Raw genomic sequence first — 12,988 nt, 5'->3', positions numbered from 1 at the left:
GCGTCAGAGGCGCCCGAGGTCGGACGAGAACCAGTGCTCCGGCCGCATGTGGATGACGACCTGCTCGCCGTGCTCGCGCGTGGCGAAGTCGACGTAGGCGTCGACCTTGTCGGCGGGGAGGTAGCGGGAGGCCATCTCGTGGAGCCGGTCGGGGGTGGCGGGGTCCGTCGCGACGACAGGACCTTCGACCGAGACGTACCGGGCGGTGGGCTCGACGCGGTCGGCCATGAGGGAGAACCGGCCGGCCGCCGCGATCAGTTCGCCCTTACGGGAGTGGCGGCCGATGAGGATCCAGGGGTCGCCACCGGGCTCGTACTGGAACCACACCGGGACGGTGAGCGGTGCCCGGCCGTCCGCCGCGTTCACCGCCAGCGCGGCCACCCTCGGCTCCACCAGGAACTGCTCGCGCTCTTCTCGGGTCAGGGGCACCGGGACTCCTCCGTCTGTACGGCTCCGTCGGTATCGGCCGGACGCTTCGACCGCTCCGCACAGCATGGCCAGATGCGCCGGGCTTCGGGGCCGGCGACGCGCCGCGCCCCGGAGGCAGCGGGCCGGTTTATCCAGTTTGATCATCGGGTACGCGCAGCCAGCACCTTCGGCGCCGACGGGGCCGTCTCAGGCAGGAGGCACACCGCATGAGCCATTCCGGAGATACGGGGGCCGGGACCATCACCACCAAGGTCCCCGCGCGACTCGACCGTCTTCCCTGGTCACGATGGCATTGGATGATCGTGATCGGGCTGGGGACGGTCTGGATCCTGGACGGCCTGGAAGTGACCATCGTCGGCAACATCGCCAGCCGTCTGTCGGAGGACGGCAGCGGACTGCCGATCTCGCCCGCACAGGTCACCGGCCTGGCCGCCGCCCTTTATGTGGCCGGCGCCTGCTCCGGGGCGCTCTTCTTCGGCTGGCTCACCGACCGGTACGGCCGGAAAAAGCTCTTCATGATCACGCTCGTGGTCTATCTGGCGGCGACCGCCGCGACCGCGCTGTCCTTCTCCGTCTGGTGGTTCTTCCTCTTCCGTTTCCTCACCGGCTTCGGCATCGGCGGGGAGTACGCGGCCATCAACTCGGCCATCGACGAACTGATCCCCAGCAAGTACCGGGGCCGCGTCGACCTCATCATCAACGGCAGTTACTGGCTCGGTGCCATGGGCGGCGCGCTGCTGTCGGTCCTGGCCCTGAACACCGACATCTTCCCCAAGGACCTGGGGTGGCGGCTCACGTTCGCCCTGGGCGTCGTGCTGGGCCTGGTCATCCTGCTGGTCCGCCGTCATGTCCCGGAGTCCCCGAGGTGGATGTTCATCCACGGCCGGCCGGACGGCGCCGACGAACTCGTCGCGGGCGTGGAACGGGAGGTGGAGGCCGAGACCGGCAGGAAGCTGCCCGAGCCCAGGACCTCCATCACCATCGAACAGCGGCGCTCCGTCGGGTTCGTCGAGATCGCCCGCACGCTGTTCCGGCAGTACCCCCGGCGCGCGTTCCTCGGCTTCGCGCTCTTCGTCGGGCAGGCGTTCCTCTACAACGCCATCACCTTCGGGTTCGGTTCGATCCTGGTGACGTTCTTCGACGTCTCCAGCGGCTCGACCGGTTATTTCTTCGCCGCCATCGCGCTCGGCAACTTCCTCGGCCCGCTGGCGCTCGGACGGTTGTTCGATACGGTGGGCCGCCGGGTGATGATCTCGGGGACGTACATCGTCTCCGGGCTGCTGCTCTTCCTCACCGCGTGGTTCTTCGGCAACGGCTGGCTGAACGCGACGACCATGACGGTGTGCTGGGGCGTGATCCTCTTCTTCGCCTCGGCCGGGGCGAGCTCCGCCTACCTCACCGTCAGCGAGGTCTTCCCGATGGAGACCCGTGCCATGGCGATCGCCTTCTTCTACGCCATCGGTACGGCGGCGGGCGGCATCTCCGGTCCGCTGCTCTTCGCCGAGCTCACGTCGAGCGGGGTCGTGAGCGACGCCGTGATCGCCTTCTGCGTCGGCGCGTCGCTGATGGTGCTCGCGGGCCTCGTGGCGGTGTTCCTCGCCGTGGCCGCCGAGGGCAAGTCGCTGGAGGACATCGCCGCGCCCCTGTCCGTACGCGAGGAGAAGGCCGGGAGGACGGACACGGACACGGCCGACGCGACGGCCGTGTGACCGGGATCCGGAGCGCCGGAAGGCTTCCTCGACGGCCGCGAACGCGGCGGGCGCCGGCCCGGTGGAAGGGAATTCCACCGGGCCGGCGCCCTGTCGTCCGTGCCGTTCCGGGCCGCGGGACGCGCTGGGTCAGGCGGGGAGGATGTTCTCCGCCTGCGGGCCCTTCTGGCCCTGCGTGACCTCGAAGGTCACCTTCTGGCCTTCCTGCAGCTCACGGAAGCCGGACGTGGCGATGTTCGAGTAGTGCGCGAACACGTCGGGGCCACCGCCGTCCTGAGCGATGAAGCCGAAGCCCTTTTCCGAGTTGAACCACTTCACTGTTCCACTGGCCATGCTGAGTCTCCGTTTCAAGGGACGCATGGTTCCCGCACGGTGCGGGAACCGGAGGTGATCGCCTGGTCCGCAGAGACGCTGAACAGCACAAACGCCCGTGACGGCGCGTCACGGGCGAGCGGTACTTCGGAACCACGACAGCTGATCAAGACGCTACATGGCGCGACGCGATACAGCCACAGAAACGACCAACTCTTCGCTCTGTGCCGCGTACGGGAGCGCGATTGGGTCAGGTTCGACCGTTTGGCGAGCTTCCCGGTCAGGTCCACGCACCGGTGCCGTGGACCCGACCGGGACGGTTCCGGCTACCAGCGGTGGTGGACCGAGGCGCGCAGGCGGCGGTCGTACAGCTCGCGCACCGCGTCCAGCGTCGCCTGCGGCAGCGGCGGGAGAGCGGCGGCGGCGCCGTTGCCGCGGGCCTGCTCGACGGAGCGGGCGCCGGGGATGACGGTGGTGACGCCGGGCTGCTGGATGATCCAGCGCAGCGCGGTCTGGGCCTGCGTGGCCCCCTCCGGAACCAGCCCGGCGAACTCGGCCGCGGCCGCGAGCCCGGTCTCGTAGTCGATGCCGGAGAAGGTCTCGCCCTGGTCGAACGCCTCGCCGTGCCGGTTGTACGTGCGGTGGTCGTTCGCGGCGAAGACCGTGTCCTTGGTGTACTTGCCGGTCAGCAGGCCGGACGCGAGCGGGACGCGCGCGATGATGCCGACGCCCGCCGCGCGGGCGGCCGGCAGCACCTCTTCCAGCGGCTTCAGCCGGAACGGGTTGAGGATGATCTGGACGCTGGCGACGCCGGGGCGGGCGATGGCGGTGAGGGCCTCCGCGCAGGTCTCGACGCTCACCGCGTAGGCGGCGATCCGCTTCTCCGCGACGAGGGTGTCCAGCGCGTCGTAGACCGCGTCGGACGCGTACACGCTCGTGGGCGGGCAGTGCAGCTGAACGAGGTCCAGGGTGTCCACGCCGAGGTTGGACCGCGACCGGTCGTTCCAGGCGCGGAAGTTGTCCAGGACGTAGTTCTCCGGCAGCTGTTCGGCCCGCCGGCCCATCTTCGTCGCGACGAAGACCCGGGCGTCCGCGCGCTCCTTCAGATACCGGCCGATCAGCTGCTCGCTGCGGCCGTCCCCGTACACATCCGCGGTGTCGAAGAAGGTGACGCCCGACTCGACGGCCGCGTCCAGGACGGCGAAGGCGTCCGTCTCGGTCACCTCGCCCCAGTCGGCGCCCAGTTGCCAGGTACCCAGTCCGACGACGGAGACCTCTTGTCCCGTCCTGCCCACTACACGCTGCTCCATACTGATCATGGTACGTCGTCCGGCGTGGGGGCATTATTTTGCAGATCCTGCACTTTTGCATACTCTGCAAGTTGTGAGGAACGAAGCTGCCGCGCCCGGGCTCCGCGAGCGCAAGAAGCAGGCCACCCGCGCGGCCCTGTCGGAGGCGGCGGTACGGCTGGCCGCCGAGCACGGCGCCGAGCACGTCACCGTCGAGGCGATCAGCGAGGCCGCCGGCGTCTCGCCGCGTACGTTCTTCAACTACTTCGACAGCCACGACGACGCGTTCGTCATGATCGACCGCGAGATAGGGGAGCGCGTACGGCGCGCGGTGCGCGACGCGCCCGCCGCGGTGCCCCCGCTCGACGCCGTCCGCGAGGCGCTCGCCACCGAACTAGCGGACGTGGAGGAGCGGCAGGAGATCTGGAGCCTGCGGGCCACGGTGCTGCGGCGCTCCCCGCATCTGCTGGTCCGCGGCCTCGGCGTGCATCTGGCCGAGGAACTCGAACTGGCCGAGGCCATCGAGCACCGGCTCGGTCCCGGGCGGGCGGGAGGTTCCGCCGGCGCGGCTCCCGGTCTCTATCCGAGGCTGCTGGCCGCCATCGCCGGGACCGCCGTGCGGGTCTCCGTCGAGCACTGGTGCGCGCAGGCCCCGGCCGTCGCTTTCCCCGAGGTTTTCCGGCGCGTTTTCACGCATCTGGCCGAAGGTCTTCCGGAACCGGCGGAATCATCGGAAGCGGAGTCGCCGCGGGCGCCGGCCGACGGCTGAGCCCCTGACTTCTTTCCCCCTATTCTTTCGCCCGCTTCTTTCGCCCGCCGTCTTCCTTCACTGCTTTCCCGCCCCGCTTTCCGCCGCTGCTTTCCGCCGCTGCTTTCCCGCTGTTTTACCGCTGTTTCTCTGTGCATCCGATCCATGAATTTCGAGAAGGACACCTTGAGTACAACTGAGGCGCCGGAGTCGGCGCCGACCTCCATGTCCAACCGTCAAATACTCCAGGCCATGTCGGGGCTGATGGCCGGCATGTTCGTCGCCATCCTGGCCGGCACGGTGGTGGCCAACGCCCTTCCGCGCATCATCGCGGACCTCGGCGCCAGCCAGTCCTCGTACACCTGGGTGGTCACCTCCGAGCTGCTCGCCATGACGGCCACCGTGCCGCTGTGGGGCAAGCTCTCCGACCTCTACAACAAGAAGCTGCTGCTCCAGCTCTCGCTGGGCATGTTCGTGGTCGGCTCCCTGCTCGCCGGCTTCTCGCAGGGCGTCGGCCTGCTCATCTTCAGCCGGGTCGTCCAGGGCATCGGCGCCGGCGGTCTGACCGCTCTCGCGCAGGTCGTCATGGCCGCGGTCATCCCGCCGCGCAGGCTGGGCAAGTACGCCGGTATCTTCGGCGCCGTCTTCGCCGTCGGTACGGTCGCGGGTCCGCTGGTCGGCGGTGTGCTGGTGGACACCTCCTGGCTGGGCTGGCGCTGGTGCTTCTTCATCGGCGTACCCTTCGCGCTGGCCGCGATCCTGCTGCTCCAGCGCACGCTGAAGCTGCCCACGGTCCGCCGCGAGGTGAAGATCGACTTCCTGGGCGCGTCCCTGATCGTCGCGGGCGTCTGCTCGCTGCTCATCTGGACCTCGCTGGCGGGCAGCCGCTTCGACTGGGCGTCCTGGCAGACGGCCGCCCTGACCGGCACGGGTGTCGTGCTGCTGGTGGCCGCGGTCTTCGTGGAATCCCGCGTCGCCGAGCCGATCATCCCGCTCACCATCTTCCGCAACCGCACCGTGGCGCTGACCACCATCGCCAGCCTGCTGGTCGGTGTGGCCATGTTCGGCGGCACCGTCTTCCTCTCGCAGTACTTCCAGATCGCCCTCGGCAAGTCCCCCACGGTCGCGGGCCTGATGAGCCTGCCGATGATCCTCGGTCTGCTGGTGTCCTCCACCGTCGCCGGCCAGATCATCAGCGCCACCGGCAAGTGGAAGATCTACCTGGTCGGCGGCGGTGCCATCATGACGGCGGGTCTGGGCCTGCTGTCGACGATCGACACCGACACGGGCTTCGGGCTGCTCAGCCTCTACATGGCCGTCCTCGGCATCGGCGTCGGCATGCTGATGCAGAACCTGGTCCTCGCGGCGCAGAACGATGTCCCCGCCTCCGAGCTGGGCGCGACCACGTCCGTCCTGTCGTTCTTCCGCAGCATGGGCGGGACGATCGGGGTGAGCGTCCTGGGCGCGGTGCTCGCCAACAGGGTGTCCGCCGAGATGTCCAAGAGCCTCGGTACGGCCGGCCAGGCCGCGTCCGGCGGTTCGGGTGAGACCTCCGTACCGGACATGACGAAGCTGCCCCCGGCCATGCGGGAGATCGTGGAGAACGCCTACGGGCTGGCCACGGCGGAACTCTTCCTCGTCGCCGCTCCGTTCGCGGCGCTCGCGCTGCTCGCGGTGGTGTTCATCAAGGAGAAGCCGCTCAAGACGACGAGCGGCATGGAGCGTCTCGCCGAGGAGAGCAAGCAGCCCGCCGACGCCTCGGACACTCCGGCGGCCCCGGTCGCCTGACCCCGCGACGTCCCGCCGCACGACCCGGCCCCGGCCGCGCCCCTCAGGGTGCGGTCGGGGCCGGCGCCGTACCGGCCCGGCACGCTCCGGAAACTTCCTCGCCGGGTGCCGTGTCGGTCCTGCGGGCACCCTGAGGAACGGGCGCAGAGTGAGAAGCGGAGAGGGAGCCGCCGGCCCGGAGCCGGCGCCAGAGCCGAGGAGGAACACCATGAAGCAGTACCTGCTCAGCGTGATGCAGCCCGACGGGGAGCCGCCCGCGCCCGAGGTCCTGGAGCGGATCGGGCAGGACCTGGCCGCCTTCCACCAGGAGCTGCGGGCGGCCGGGGCATGGGTCTTCGCCGGTGGCCTGCACGCCCCGGAGACCGCCACCGTGGTCCGTCCCTCGGACGGCGGGACGGTCGTCACCGACGGTCCGTACACCCAGGGCACGGAACACCTCGGCGGGCTGTGCGTCGTCCGGGCACCCGACCTCGACGCGGCACTGGCCTGGGGCCGTCAGGCCGCCCTGGCGACCACCCTCCCCATCGAGGTGCGGGCCTTCCACGGCGACGTCGCGGACTGATGCCCGGCCCGCAGGACCGCGTCGGTCTCCGGGCGCCCGGGCGCCGCGCGTTCGGCGTCCCGGTCGCTGGAGGATGAAGCGCCCGCCTCTCCCCGGGGGGAGCCTTTCGGGAGGACGGGCGCTGCTCGTGGGGCGGCCGGGGCCGCCGGGAACCGGACGCTCGTGGGCGTCAGACGCCGTAGGGGCGCATCGCCGGACTGCCGGGGGCGGCGCCGGACGCGGTGTCCGCTCCGGTACCCCGGCCGTGCAGGACGAGAGCGCGGGCGAGGAAGCCGAGCGCCGCAGTGCAGAGCAGGGTCCGCAGGATGTTGGTCGACTCCCAGGTGCCCTTGAACTTGTCGACGATGGCGAAGTCCGTCATCTTCGCCGCGTTCCCGGCGTCGGCCAGCTCGTTGTTGAGCGGGATGTTGACGCTGAACGTGACGATCAGGGCGATCAGGTAGAGCACGGTCGCCGCGCCGATCCACAGGGCGACACCCCGCCGGCCCTGCCGGTGCTCCAGGAACGCGGCGACCCCCGTGGCCACCAGGGCTCCCATGAAGACCATCCCGAAGAGACCACTGCCGTCGATCAGCGCGTTGAAGTTCTGCATGGCGGCGACGTAGACGCGGTCGTCCGCCTTCGCCAGCCCCGGCATGACCGAGACGTCGAAGGCGAAGAAGAGGCCCGCCATGAGCCCCATCGTGATGGTGGCGATCATCAGCAGCGGTCCGGCCCACCTGCCGCGGCGCACCGGCGGCGCGGTGGCGGGAGCCGGCGGGTAGGGCGCGTAGGGGTTGGGCGTTCCGGTCTGGTTGAAGCTCATGGGACTTCCTTGTCTGGTGGTCGAAGCCGTCCGACGCGAGGTGATCCGGTGGCCGCCACGGGGGTGTCGCCGACGCCGCCGCCGCGGTGCGACACGGCGGTGCGTCTGCCCCGTGGCCGGGTGGGGCCCGGTGGCTGCGGGCGGCGTCATGAGGACAGTCAAGTCCGGCGCGGCCCGCGGGTACATAGCCGAGAAGCTCAGGTCCATGTCCCGGCGTCCAAGGCAGCCCCCACGCACGGGAGCCGGACGGCCGGGCAGGTCAGGGCGCGGTGGTGGCCGGCGTCCGTACGCCGGACTCGGCCACGCCCAGGTTCTGGTGGATCTCCAGCGTCGCCGTGGAGCGGTTGAGGGTGATGTAGTGCAGGCCGGGGGCGCCTTCGGCGAGCAGCCGTTCGGCCATGACGGTGGCGTACTCGACGCCGATGCGGTGGCCGTCCGCCGGCCGGTCGCGGGCCTCCTCCAGCCGCCGGGCCAGCGCGTCCGGGAAGCGGGCGTCGCTGAGTTCGGCGAAGCGGCGGATCTGCCGGACATCGGTGGCCGGCATGATCTCCGGGATGACGGGGGTCGTACAGCCCGCGGCCTCGATCCGGTCCCGGAGCCGCAGGTAGTCGTCCACGTCGAAGAACATCTGGGTGATGGCGTAGTCGGCGCCTGCCCGGCACTTGGCGACGAAGTGGCGGATGTCGCTGTCCCAGTCGGGCGAGCGTGGATGGCGTTCGGGGAACGCGGCCACACCGACGGTGAAGTCGCCCAGTTCCCTGATGAGGGAGACGAGTTCACTCGCCTGGGCGAAGCCTTCCGGGTGGCGGACCCAGTCGCCGCGCGGGTCGCCGGGCGGGTCGCCGCGCAGCGCGAGTACATCCCGGATGCCGGCGTCCGCGTACTGGCCGATGATGTGGCGCAGTTCGGCGACCGAGTGGCCGACCGCGGTGAGGTGAGCGACCGGGCGCAGGGTGGTCTCGGCGGCGATGCGCTTGGTCACCTCGATGGTCCGGTCCCGGGACGAGCCGCCGGCGCCGTACGTCACGGAGACGAAGGACGGGGCGAGCGCTTCGATGCGGCGGATGGCGTTCCACAGGGTGCGTTCACCCGCTTCGGTCTTCGGCGGGAAGAACTCGAAGGAGTACGAACGTCCGCCGTCGGCCGGCAGATCGCGCCGGCCTGGCCGGGGATGCTGGGGACGGTCTGCGGTCTCTGCCGCCATGGCCGGGGTCCTTCCTGGAGTGTCGCTCAGTGTCCGGGCGAGTACGCTCCGCTCACAGTAGCCGCGATGGGCGGCGCTCCCCCGGGCCTGACCACGGAGTGATCACGGGCGTGGCGGAACCGGCCAACAGGCCCTTTCGTGTGCGGAGTTCAGCTCCGTGCCGGGGTGTCCCGGCGCCGTGCCAGGCACTCCTCCAGGAAGGCCAGCGCGCGCAGGTGGTAGACGCGGGCCGTGCGGCCGATGCTGATGTTGTGCCCGGCGGACGGCAGTCGTTCCACCGTGACGAGGGGGGCGGCCGTCAGCCGGTCCCTCATCGCGGCCAGCGCGTCGTCGTCGAGCTCCCACCAGAGTTCGTCCTCCGCGAAGGTGAGCCTGACCGGGTTCGTGACGCGGCCTGCCAGACGCTGGTACTGGGCGGGCCAGAACGCCGTCTGGGCGGCCTCGCGCGAGGGCACCGGCTTCAGCAGGGAACGGCTCGCCTGGAAGGTCCCGGGCGGATAGTGGCGCAGCGGGCCCCAGTTGAGCTTGGACGCGCCGCCGCCGAGGGTGTCGGGGAAGTGCCGCGCCCCCGGGGCGTACTGCCAGCCGCAGCCGTTGATGTCCAGGCCGAGCAGCGCGCGGCCCGCGTCCTCGGCCGCCATGTGCAGTGCGACCTTGCCGCCGTCGGAGTGGGCGACCACGAAGAACCCGGCACCGGTCGGGTGGGTGCGGGCGAAGTCGGCGAGCGCGGTGTTCAGTGTCGTCGCCTGCTCGCCGAGCGGCTGGCCCTCGGGGAGTTGGCTCGCGGACGCCCCGTAGCCGGGGCGGTCCAGGGCCAGCACGGTGAGGCCGAGCCGCGCGCCCAGCGTGAGAAGCGAGTTGACGGGGTCGGTGAGGCCGTGGAAGTAGTCGGCGCACATGCCCCGGCCGTGGACGGCGACGATCACGGCACGGGGGTCGCCGCCCTCCGGCTCGGCGAGCAGCCCGGAGACCTGTACGCCGCCGCCGTCGAGCGTCACGGGCCGTACGGCGGGTTCGGCCGGGAGCGGCGCGGTCCCGTCGGGCGGCACGTGGCCGGGAGCCGGTACGAGGGCGGGAGCCGGTACGGGGGCGGGAGCCGGTACGGGGGCGGGAGCCGGTACGGGGCCGGGAGCCGGTACGGGGCCGGGAGCCGGTACGGGGCCGGGGGCGGGTACGGGGGCGGCGGCGAGGACCGCGCCGAAAGTCGCGTCGTCGCCCGGCAGGGCGCCGACGGGCACGACGCCGGCCGGCGGGACACCGGCCGGCTCGGCGCCCGCCGGCGGGGCGGCGGGCAGGGCGCCCAGCACCGCGACGTCGGCGGCGGCCGGGACCGGGGCGGGGAGGGCGGGAACGGCGGCCGCGGCGGTGTCGGCCGGTGCGGTGCCGCCGGGCTCGGCGTCGCCGGGGACCGCGGCGGGGGCTGGTGCTGTCATGGCGGGCGGACTCTCCTGGGAGGCGGGGACGAGCCGGTCAGGGCGTCAGACGGAACGGACCGCCGGACGTGCGCGGGCGCGGTCCAGCTGGTCGAGCCAGCCGGCCGCGCTCTCGGTGCGCAGCAGCGAGGTGCCGACGAGCAGACCGGCGAAGCCCGCGGCGAGCAGCTCGGCGGCGGCGACCGGGCCGTCGATCGCGCTGGCGCTGACCGGGCAGCGGGTCCCGGACGCCCGGAGCGCCGGCAGCAGCGCGAGGCTGCGGTCCAGGTTGCCCCGGTCGGTCTCCTTGGCCTTGATGTCCTTGTTGTTGACGGCGATGACGCATTCGTCGGTGTGCGGCAGCCCGTCGAGCTCGGCCTCCTCGGTCACCTCGACGAAGGGCGTGAGGCCGGCGGAGAGGCAGCCGGTGATCAGATTGCGCATGGCGGACCTGGGCAGCAGGGCGGCGGTGAGCAGGACGGCGGAGGCGCCGAGTTCCCTGGCGGTGCGCAGCTGGTCCCGGCGGGTGATGAAGTCCTTCTGGAGCAGCGGCAGGTCGGTGAGGGCGGCGACATCGCGGAGCAGGGCGGGGGTGCCGCCGAACCAGCGTCCTGTCACCACCGAGACGCAGGGCGCGCCCGCCTTCTCGTACGACTCGACGATCGCGGCCGGGGTACGGCCGCCGAGCAGGTCGTAGCCGTGCGCGTCACGCCGTTTGACCTCCATGACCAGGGGGCGTTCCGCGGCCAGCAGGGCTTCCAGGAATCGGGCTGTCATGGAGACTCCTCAGGGGACGTGGCGGTCCGCCAGGCGCGGGCCAGGGCGGTGACGGCAGGCGCCGAGAAGCGTCCGTGGCCGTCGCGGGCCGCGGTGTCGACGTCGATGCCGCGGAACCCGGGATGGCGGGCGACGGTGTCGAAGTCGGGCCGGTTGTGCGGGGAGAGGCCCCCGGCGAGCAGGAACGGCCGGCTGAGGCGGGGCAGCAGGGCCAGCACGTCGTCTTCCGCCAGTGGGTGTCCCGTGCTGCCGACGCGGCCGTCCTCGGTGGTGGTGTCCAGCAGGAACAGGTCGGTGCCGGCCCGTTCGTACGCGCCGATCAGCGGGCGTTCGAGGCAGCGGCCGCCGCGCAGGTGGAGGACTTTGACGAGGACGGCGTCGGGCAGGGCCGCGCGCACGGCCCTGACCACGGCGGGGGGCTGGTACGCGTGGAGTTGCAGCCAGCGCAGGCCGGTGCGGCGGGCCAGGCCGGTGAGGGCTTCGGGGTCGCTCAGGAAGGTGACGAGGACCGGTTGGAGGCGGCCGGTGGCGAGGGCCGCCCCGGCCAGGACGGTCAGCAGCCGCTCGGGCAGCTCGGCGTGGCCGCCGGGGACGCCGTGCCACAGGCCGACGCAGTCCGCTCCCGCGGCGTCGAGGGTGGCGATGTCGTCGGGGGTGGTGGCCCCGCAGACTTTCAGGACCCGGCGGGCCTCGGGTGCGGCCGAGTGTCCCGCCGGGAGCCTGGAGGCGGGCTCCGGGCTCATTTGCCCAGACCCAGCATCGAGGCGATGCGGTTGTACTGGATTTCGCTGGTGCCCGAGTAGATCGTGCCGGCCACGGCGTTGCGCACGTCCTTCTCCAGGCCGTACTCGGTCATGTAGCCGTGACCGCCGAAGATCTGCACGGCGGCCAGGCTGGTCGCCAGATGGCTCTCGCTCGTCACCAGTTTGGCGATGGCCATGTCCTCGGTGACGTTCTCGCCGGCCGCGAGGCGTTCACCGGTGTCGTACAGCCATTTCCTGGCCGTCTCCAGTCGGATCCTCATGTCGACGATCTTGTTGGCGACGGACTGGTAGGAGCCGATGGGCTTGCCGAAGGAACGGCGGGTCTTCGCGTACTCGACGCAGCGGTCGAGCCGGTGCCGCATCTCCCCCACGTTGACGATGAAGGAGAAGAGGATCTCCCGCTTCATCACGTGGTCGAGCACGATGAACCCGCCGCCGACCCGGCCCAGGACCTGAGTCGCGGGAATCCGGCACTCGTCGAAGAACAGCTCGCTCAGCGGCGAGGTGCGCAGTCCCATCTTCTTGGTCGGTCCGCCGATCGTGAGCCCCGGGGTGTCCCGGTCCACGAGGAACGCGGTGACCCCGAGCGCGCCGCCGTCCGGACGCGTACGCGCGTACACGACGAACACATCGGCGACCGGTCCGTTGCTGACGAAGATCTTGGAGCCGTTCAGGACGAATTGGTCGCCGTCCCGTACCGCCCTGGTGGTCATCGCCATGGCGTCCGAGCCGCCCTCGGCCTCGGTGATGGCATGGGCGCCGATCGCCTCGCCCGAGCAGATCCGCGTCAGGTACTTCTCCTTCTGCTCCGCCGTACCGAACTGCTCCACCGGCACGCCGGTGCTGGCCATGGTGGTGGTGACCGAGAAGCTCAGCCCGGAGTCGCGGCAGTGTTCACCCAGCCCTTCGAGGACGTACATGGTGGTGAGCAGGGACTGGCCCAGGCCGCCCCACCGTTCGTCGAAGGGCAGGCTGAGGATGCCGGTCTCCCGGATCAGTTTCCACTTGTCCCAGGAGAACGTGGCCTGTTCGTCCTGTTCTATGTGGCCGGCGCTGAGCGCCTCACCCCACTGGGCCAGGCCCTTGCGCAGTGCGGCCTGGTCGGCGTTCCAGCGGATCACGGCGAGCCTTTCCGTATGCGGATCAGTTGCGGATCAGGTGCGGATCAGGTGCGGATCAGGTGCGGATC

At 71.2% G+C, this 12,988-nt stretch carries 13 protein-coding genes; 4 read left to right on the top strand and 9 right to left on the bottom strand.

Features of this window, described 5'->3' with window-relative positions:
- Positions 1 to 3: 3 nt before the first annotated feature.
- The gene (locus ACIBAE_RS17160) at positions 4 to 429 is read right to left on the bottom strand and encodes a pyridoxamine 5'-phosphate oxidase family protein (protein WP_399285685.1); all 426 of its coding nucleotides are present in this window, start codon (positions 427 to 429) and stop codon (positions 4 to 6) included.
- 206 nt (positions 430 to 635) lie between these two features.
- Between ACIBAE_RS17160 and ACIBAE_RS17155 the strand changes: the two genes are divergently transcribed.
- Positions 636 to 2,138: an MFS transporter gene (locus ACIBAE_RS17155; RefSeq protein WP_399285683.1), complete on the top strand. Its 1,503-nt coding sequence runs from the start codon at positions 636 to 638 to the stop codon at positions 2,136 to 2,138.
- A gap of 129 nt (positions 2,139 to 2,267) precedes the next feature.
- Here the strand turns inward: ACIBAE_RS17155 and ACIBAE_RS17150 are convergent, their stop codons facing one another.
- Positions 2,268 to 2,471, bottom strand: a complete 204-nt coding sequence (locus ACIBAE_RS17150) for a cold-shock protein (protein WP_327232769.1) — start codon at positions 2,469 to 2,471, stop codon at positions 2,268 to 2,270.
- A 305-nt stretch (positions 2,472 to 2,776) separates the two neighbouring features.
- Entirely contained in the window at positions 2,777 to 3,769 is a 993-nt protein-coding gene (locus ACIBAE_RS17145) for an aldo/keto reductase (protein WP_399285680.1), read from the bottom strand.
- A 64-nt stretch (positions 3,770 to 3,833) separates the two neighbouring features.
- Here ACIBAE_RS17145 and ACIBAE_RS17140 point away from each other — a divergent pair, with 64 nt between their 5' ends.
- The 3 genes from ACIBAE_RS17140 to ACIBAE_RS17130 all read left to right on the top strand — a co-directional run bounded on the left by ACIBAE_RS17140 (position 3,834) and on the right by ACIBAE_RS17130 (position 6,837).
- On the top strand, positions 3,834 to 4,508 hold the full coding sequence (locus tag ACIBAE_RS17140) for a TetR/AcrR family transcriptional regulator (protein ID WP_399285678.1): 675 nt from the start codon (positions 3,834 to 3,836) through the stop codon (positions 4,506 to 4,508).
- Positions 4,509 to 4,712: 204 nt separating this feature from the next.
- Complete coding sequence (locus ACIBAE_RS17135) at positions 4,713 to 6,275, top strand: MDR family MFS transporter (RefSeq protein WP_399285814.1); 1,563 nt, start codon at positions 4,713 to 4,715, stop codon at positions 6,273 to 6,275.
- A gap of 208 nt (positions 6,276 to 6,483) precedes the next feature.
- Entirely contained in the window at positions 6,484 to 6,837 is a 354-nt protein-coding gene (locus ACIBAE_RS17130; RefSeq protein ID WP_399285676.1) for a YciI family protein, read from the top strand.
- A 169-nt stretch (positions 6,838 to 7,006) separates the two neighbouring features.
- Here ACIBAE_RS17130 and ACIBAE_RS17125 read toward each other — a convergent pair whose 3' ends face one another.
- From ACIBAE_RS17125 to ACIBAE_RS17100, 6 genes are all read right to left on the bottom strand, one after another.
- Positions 7,007 to 7,642 carry a DUF1772 domain-containing protein gene (locus tag ACIBAE_RS17125; protein WP_399285674.1) on the bottom strand — a complete coding sequence of 212 codons (636 nt, stop codon included), beginning with the start codon at positions 7,640 to 7,642 and terminating at the stop codon, positions 7,007 to 7,009.
- A gap of 259 nt (positions 7,643 to 7,901) precedes the next feature.
- Positions 7,902 to 8,846, bottom strand: coding sequence for a methylenetetrahydrofolate reductase [NAD(P)H] (metF, locus tag ACIBAE_RS17120; RefSeq protein WP_399285672.1), 945 nt, complete (start codon positions 8,844 to 8,846; stop codon positions 7,902 to 7,904).
- Between the two features lie 149 nt (positions 8,847 to 8,995).
- Positions 8,996 to 10,279, bottom strand: a complete 1,284-nt coding sequence (locus ACIBAE_RS17115; RefSeq protein ID WP_399285670.1) for an alpha/beta hydrolase — start codon at positions 10,277 to 10,279, stop codon at positions 8,996 to 8,998.
- A 45-nt stretch (positions 10,280 to 10,324) separates the two neighbouring features.
- Complete coding sequence (locus tag ACIBAE_RS17110; RefSeq protein ID WP_399285668.1) at positions 10,325 to 11,035, bottom strand: indole-3-glycerol-phosphate synthase; 711 nt, start codon at positions 11,033 to 11,035, stop codon at positions 10,325 to 10,327.
- Complete coding sequence (locus ACIBAE_RS17105; RefSeq protein ID WP_399285666.1) at positions 11,032 to 11,778, bottom strand: N-(5'-phosphoribosyl)anthranilate isomerase; 747 nt, start codon at positions 11,776 to 11,778, stop codon at positions 11,032 to 11,034. The genes ACIBAE_RS17110 and ACIBAE_RS17105 overlap by 4 nt, the downstream gene beginning before the upstream one ends.
- Positions 11,775 to 12,920, bottom strand: coding sequence for an acyl-CoA dehydrogenase family protein (locus tag ACIBAE_RS17100; protein ID WP_399285664.1), 1,146 nt, complete (start codon positions 12,918 to 12,920; stop codon positions 11,775 to 11,777). Before ACIBAE_RS17100 ends, ACIBAE_RS17105 begins: the two co-directional genes overlap by 4 nt.
- Between the last annotated feature and the right edge of the window lie 68 nt (positions 12,921 to 12,988).

This window comes from Streptomyces sp. NPDC051569 (genome assembly GCF_044454085.1).
Lineage (GTDB): Bacteria > Actinomycetota > Actinomycetes > Streptomycetales > Streptomycetaceae > Streptomyces.
This window is presented reverse-complemented; position numbering and strand designations above follow the sequence as displayed.

What these genes read in the sequence shown, in the direction of transcription:
- ACIBAE_RS17155 (WP_399285683.1), top strand. Translation starts at nt 636, where the DNA reads ATGAGCCATTCCGGAGATACGGGGGCCGGGACCATCACCACCAAGGTC.
- ACIBAE_RS17150 (WP_327232769.1), bottom strand. Translation starts at nt 2,471, where the DNA reads ATGGCCAGTGGAACAGTGAAGTGGTTCAACTCGGAAAAGGGCTTCGGC.
- ACIBAE_RS17145 (WP_399285680.1), bottom strand. Translation starts at nt 3,769, where the DNA reads ATGATCAGTATGGAGCAGCGTGTAGTGGGCAGGACGGGACAAGAGGTC.
- ACIBAE_RS17135 (WP_399285814.1), top strand. Translation starts at nt 4,713, where the DNA reads ATGTCCAACCGTCAAATACTCCAGGCCATGTCGGGGCTGATGGCCGGC.
- ACIBAE_RS17130 (WP_399285676.1), top strand. Translation starts at nt 6,484, where the DNA reads ATGAAGCAGTACCTGCTCAGCGTGATGCAGCCCGACGGGGAGCCGCCC.
- ACIBAE_RS17125 (WP_399285674.1), bottom strand. Translation starts at nt 7,642, where the DNA reads ATGAGCTTCAACCAGACCGGAACGCCCAACCCCTACGCGCCCTACCCG.
- metF (WP_399285672.1), bottom strand. Translation starts at nt 8,846, where the DNA reads ATGGCGGCAGAGACCGCAGACCGTCCCCAGCATCCCCGGCCAGGCCGG.
- ACIBAE_RS17115 (WP_399285670.1), bottom strand. Translation starts at nt 10,279, where the DNA reads ATGACAGCACCAGCCCCCGCCGCGGTCCCCGGCGACGCCGAGCCCGGC.
- ACIBAE_RS17110 (WP_399285668.1), bottom strand. Translation starts at nt 11,035, where the DNA reads ATGACAGCCCGATTCCTGGAAGCCCTGCTGGCCGCGGAACGCCCCCTG.
- ACIBAE_RS17105 (WP_399285666.1), bottom strand. Translation starts at nt 11,778, where the DNA reads ATGAGCCCGGAGCCCGCCTCCAGGCTCCCGGCGGGACACTCGGCCGCA.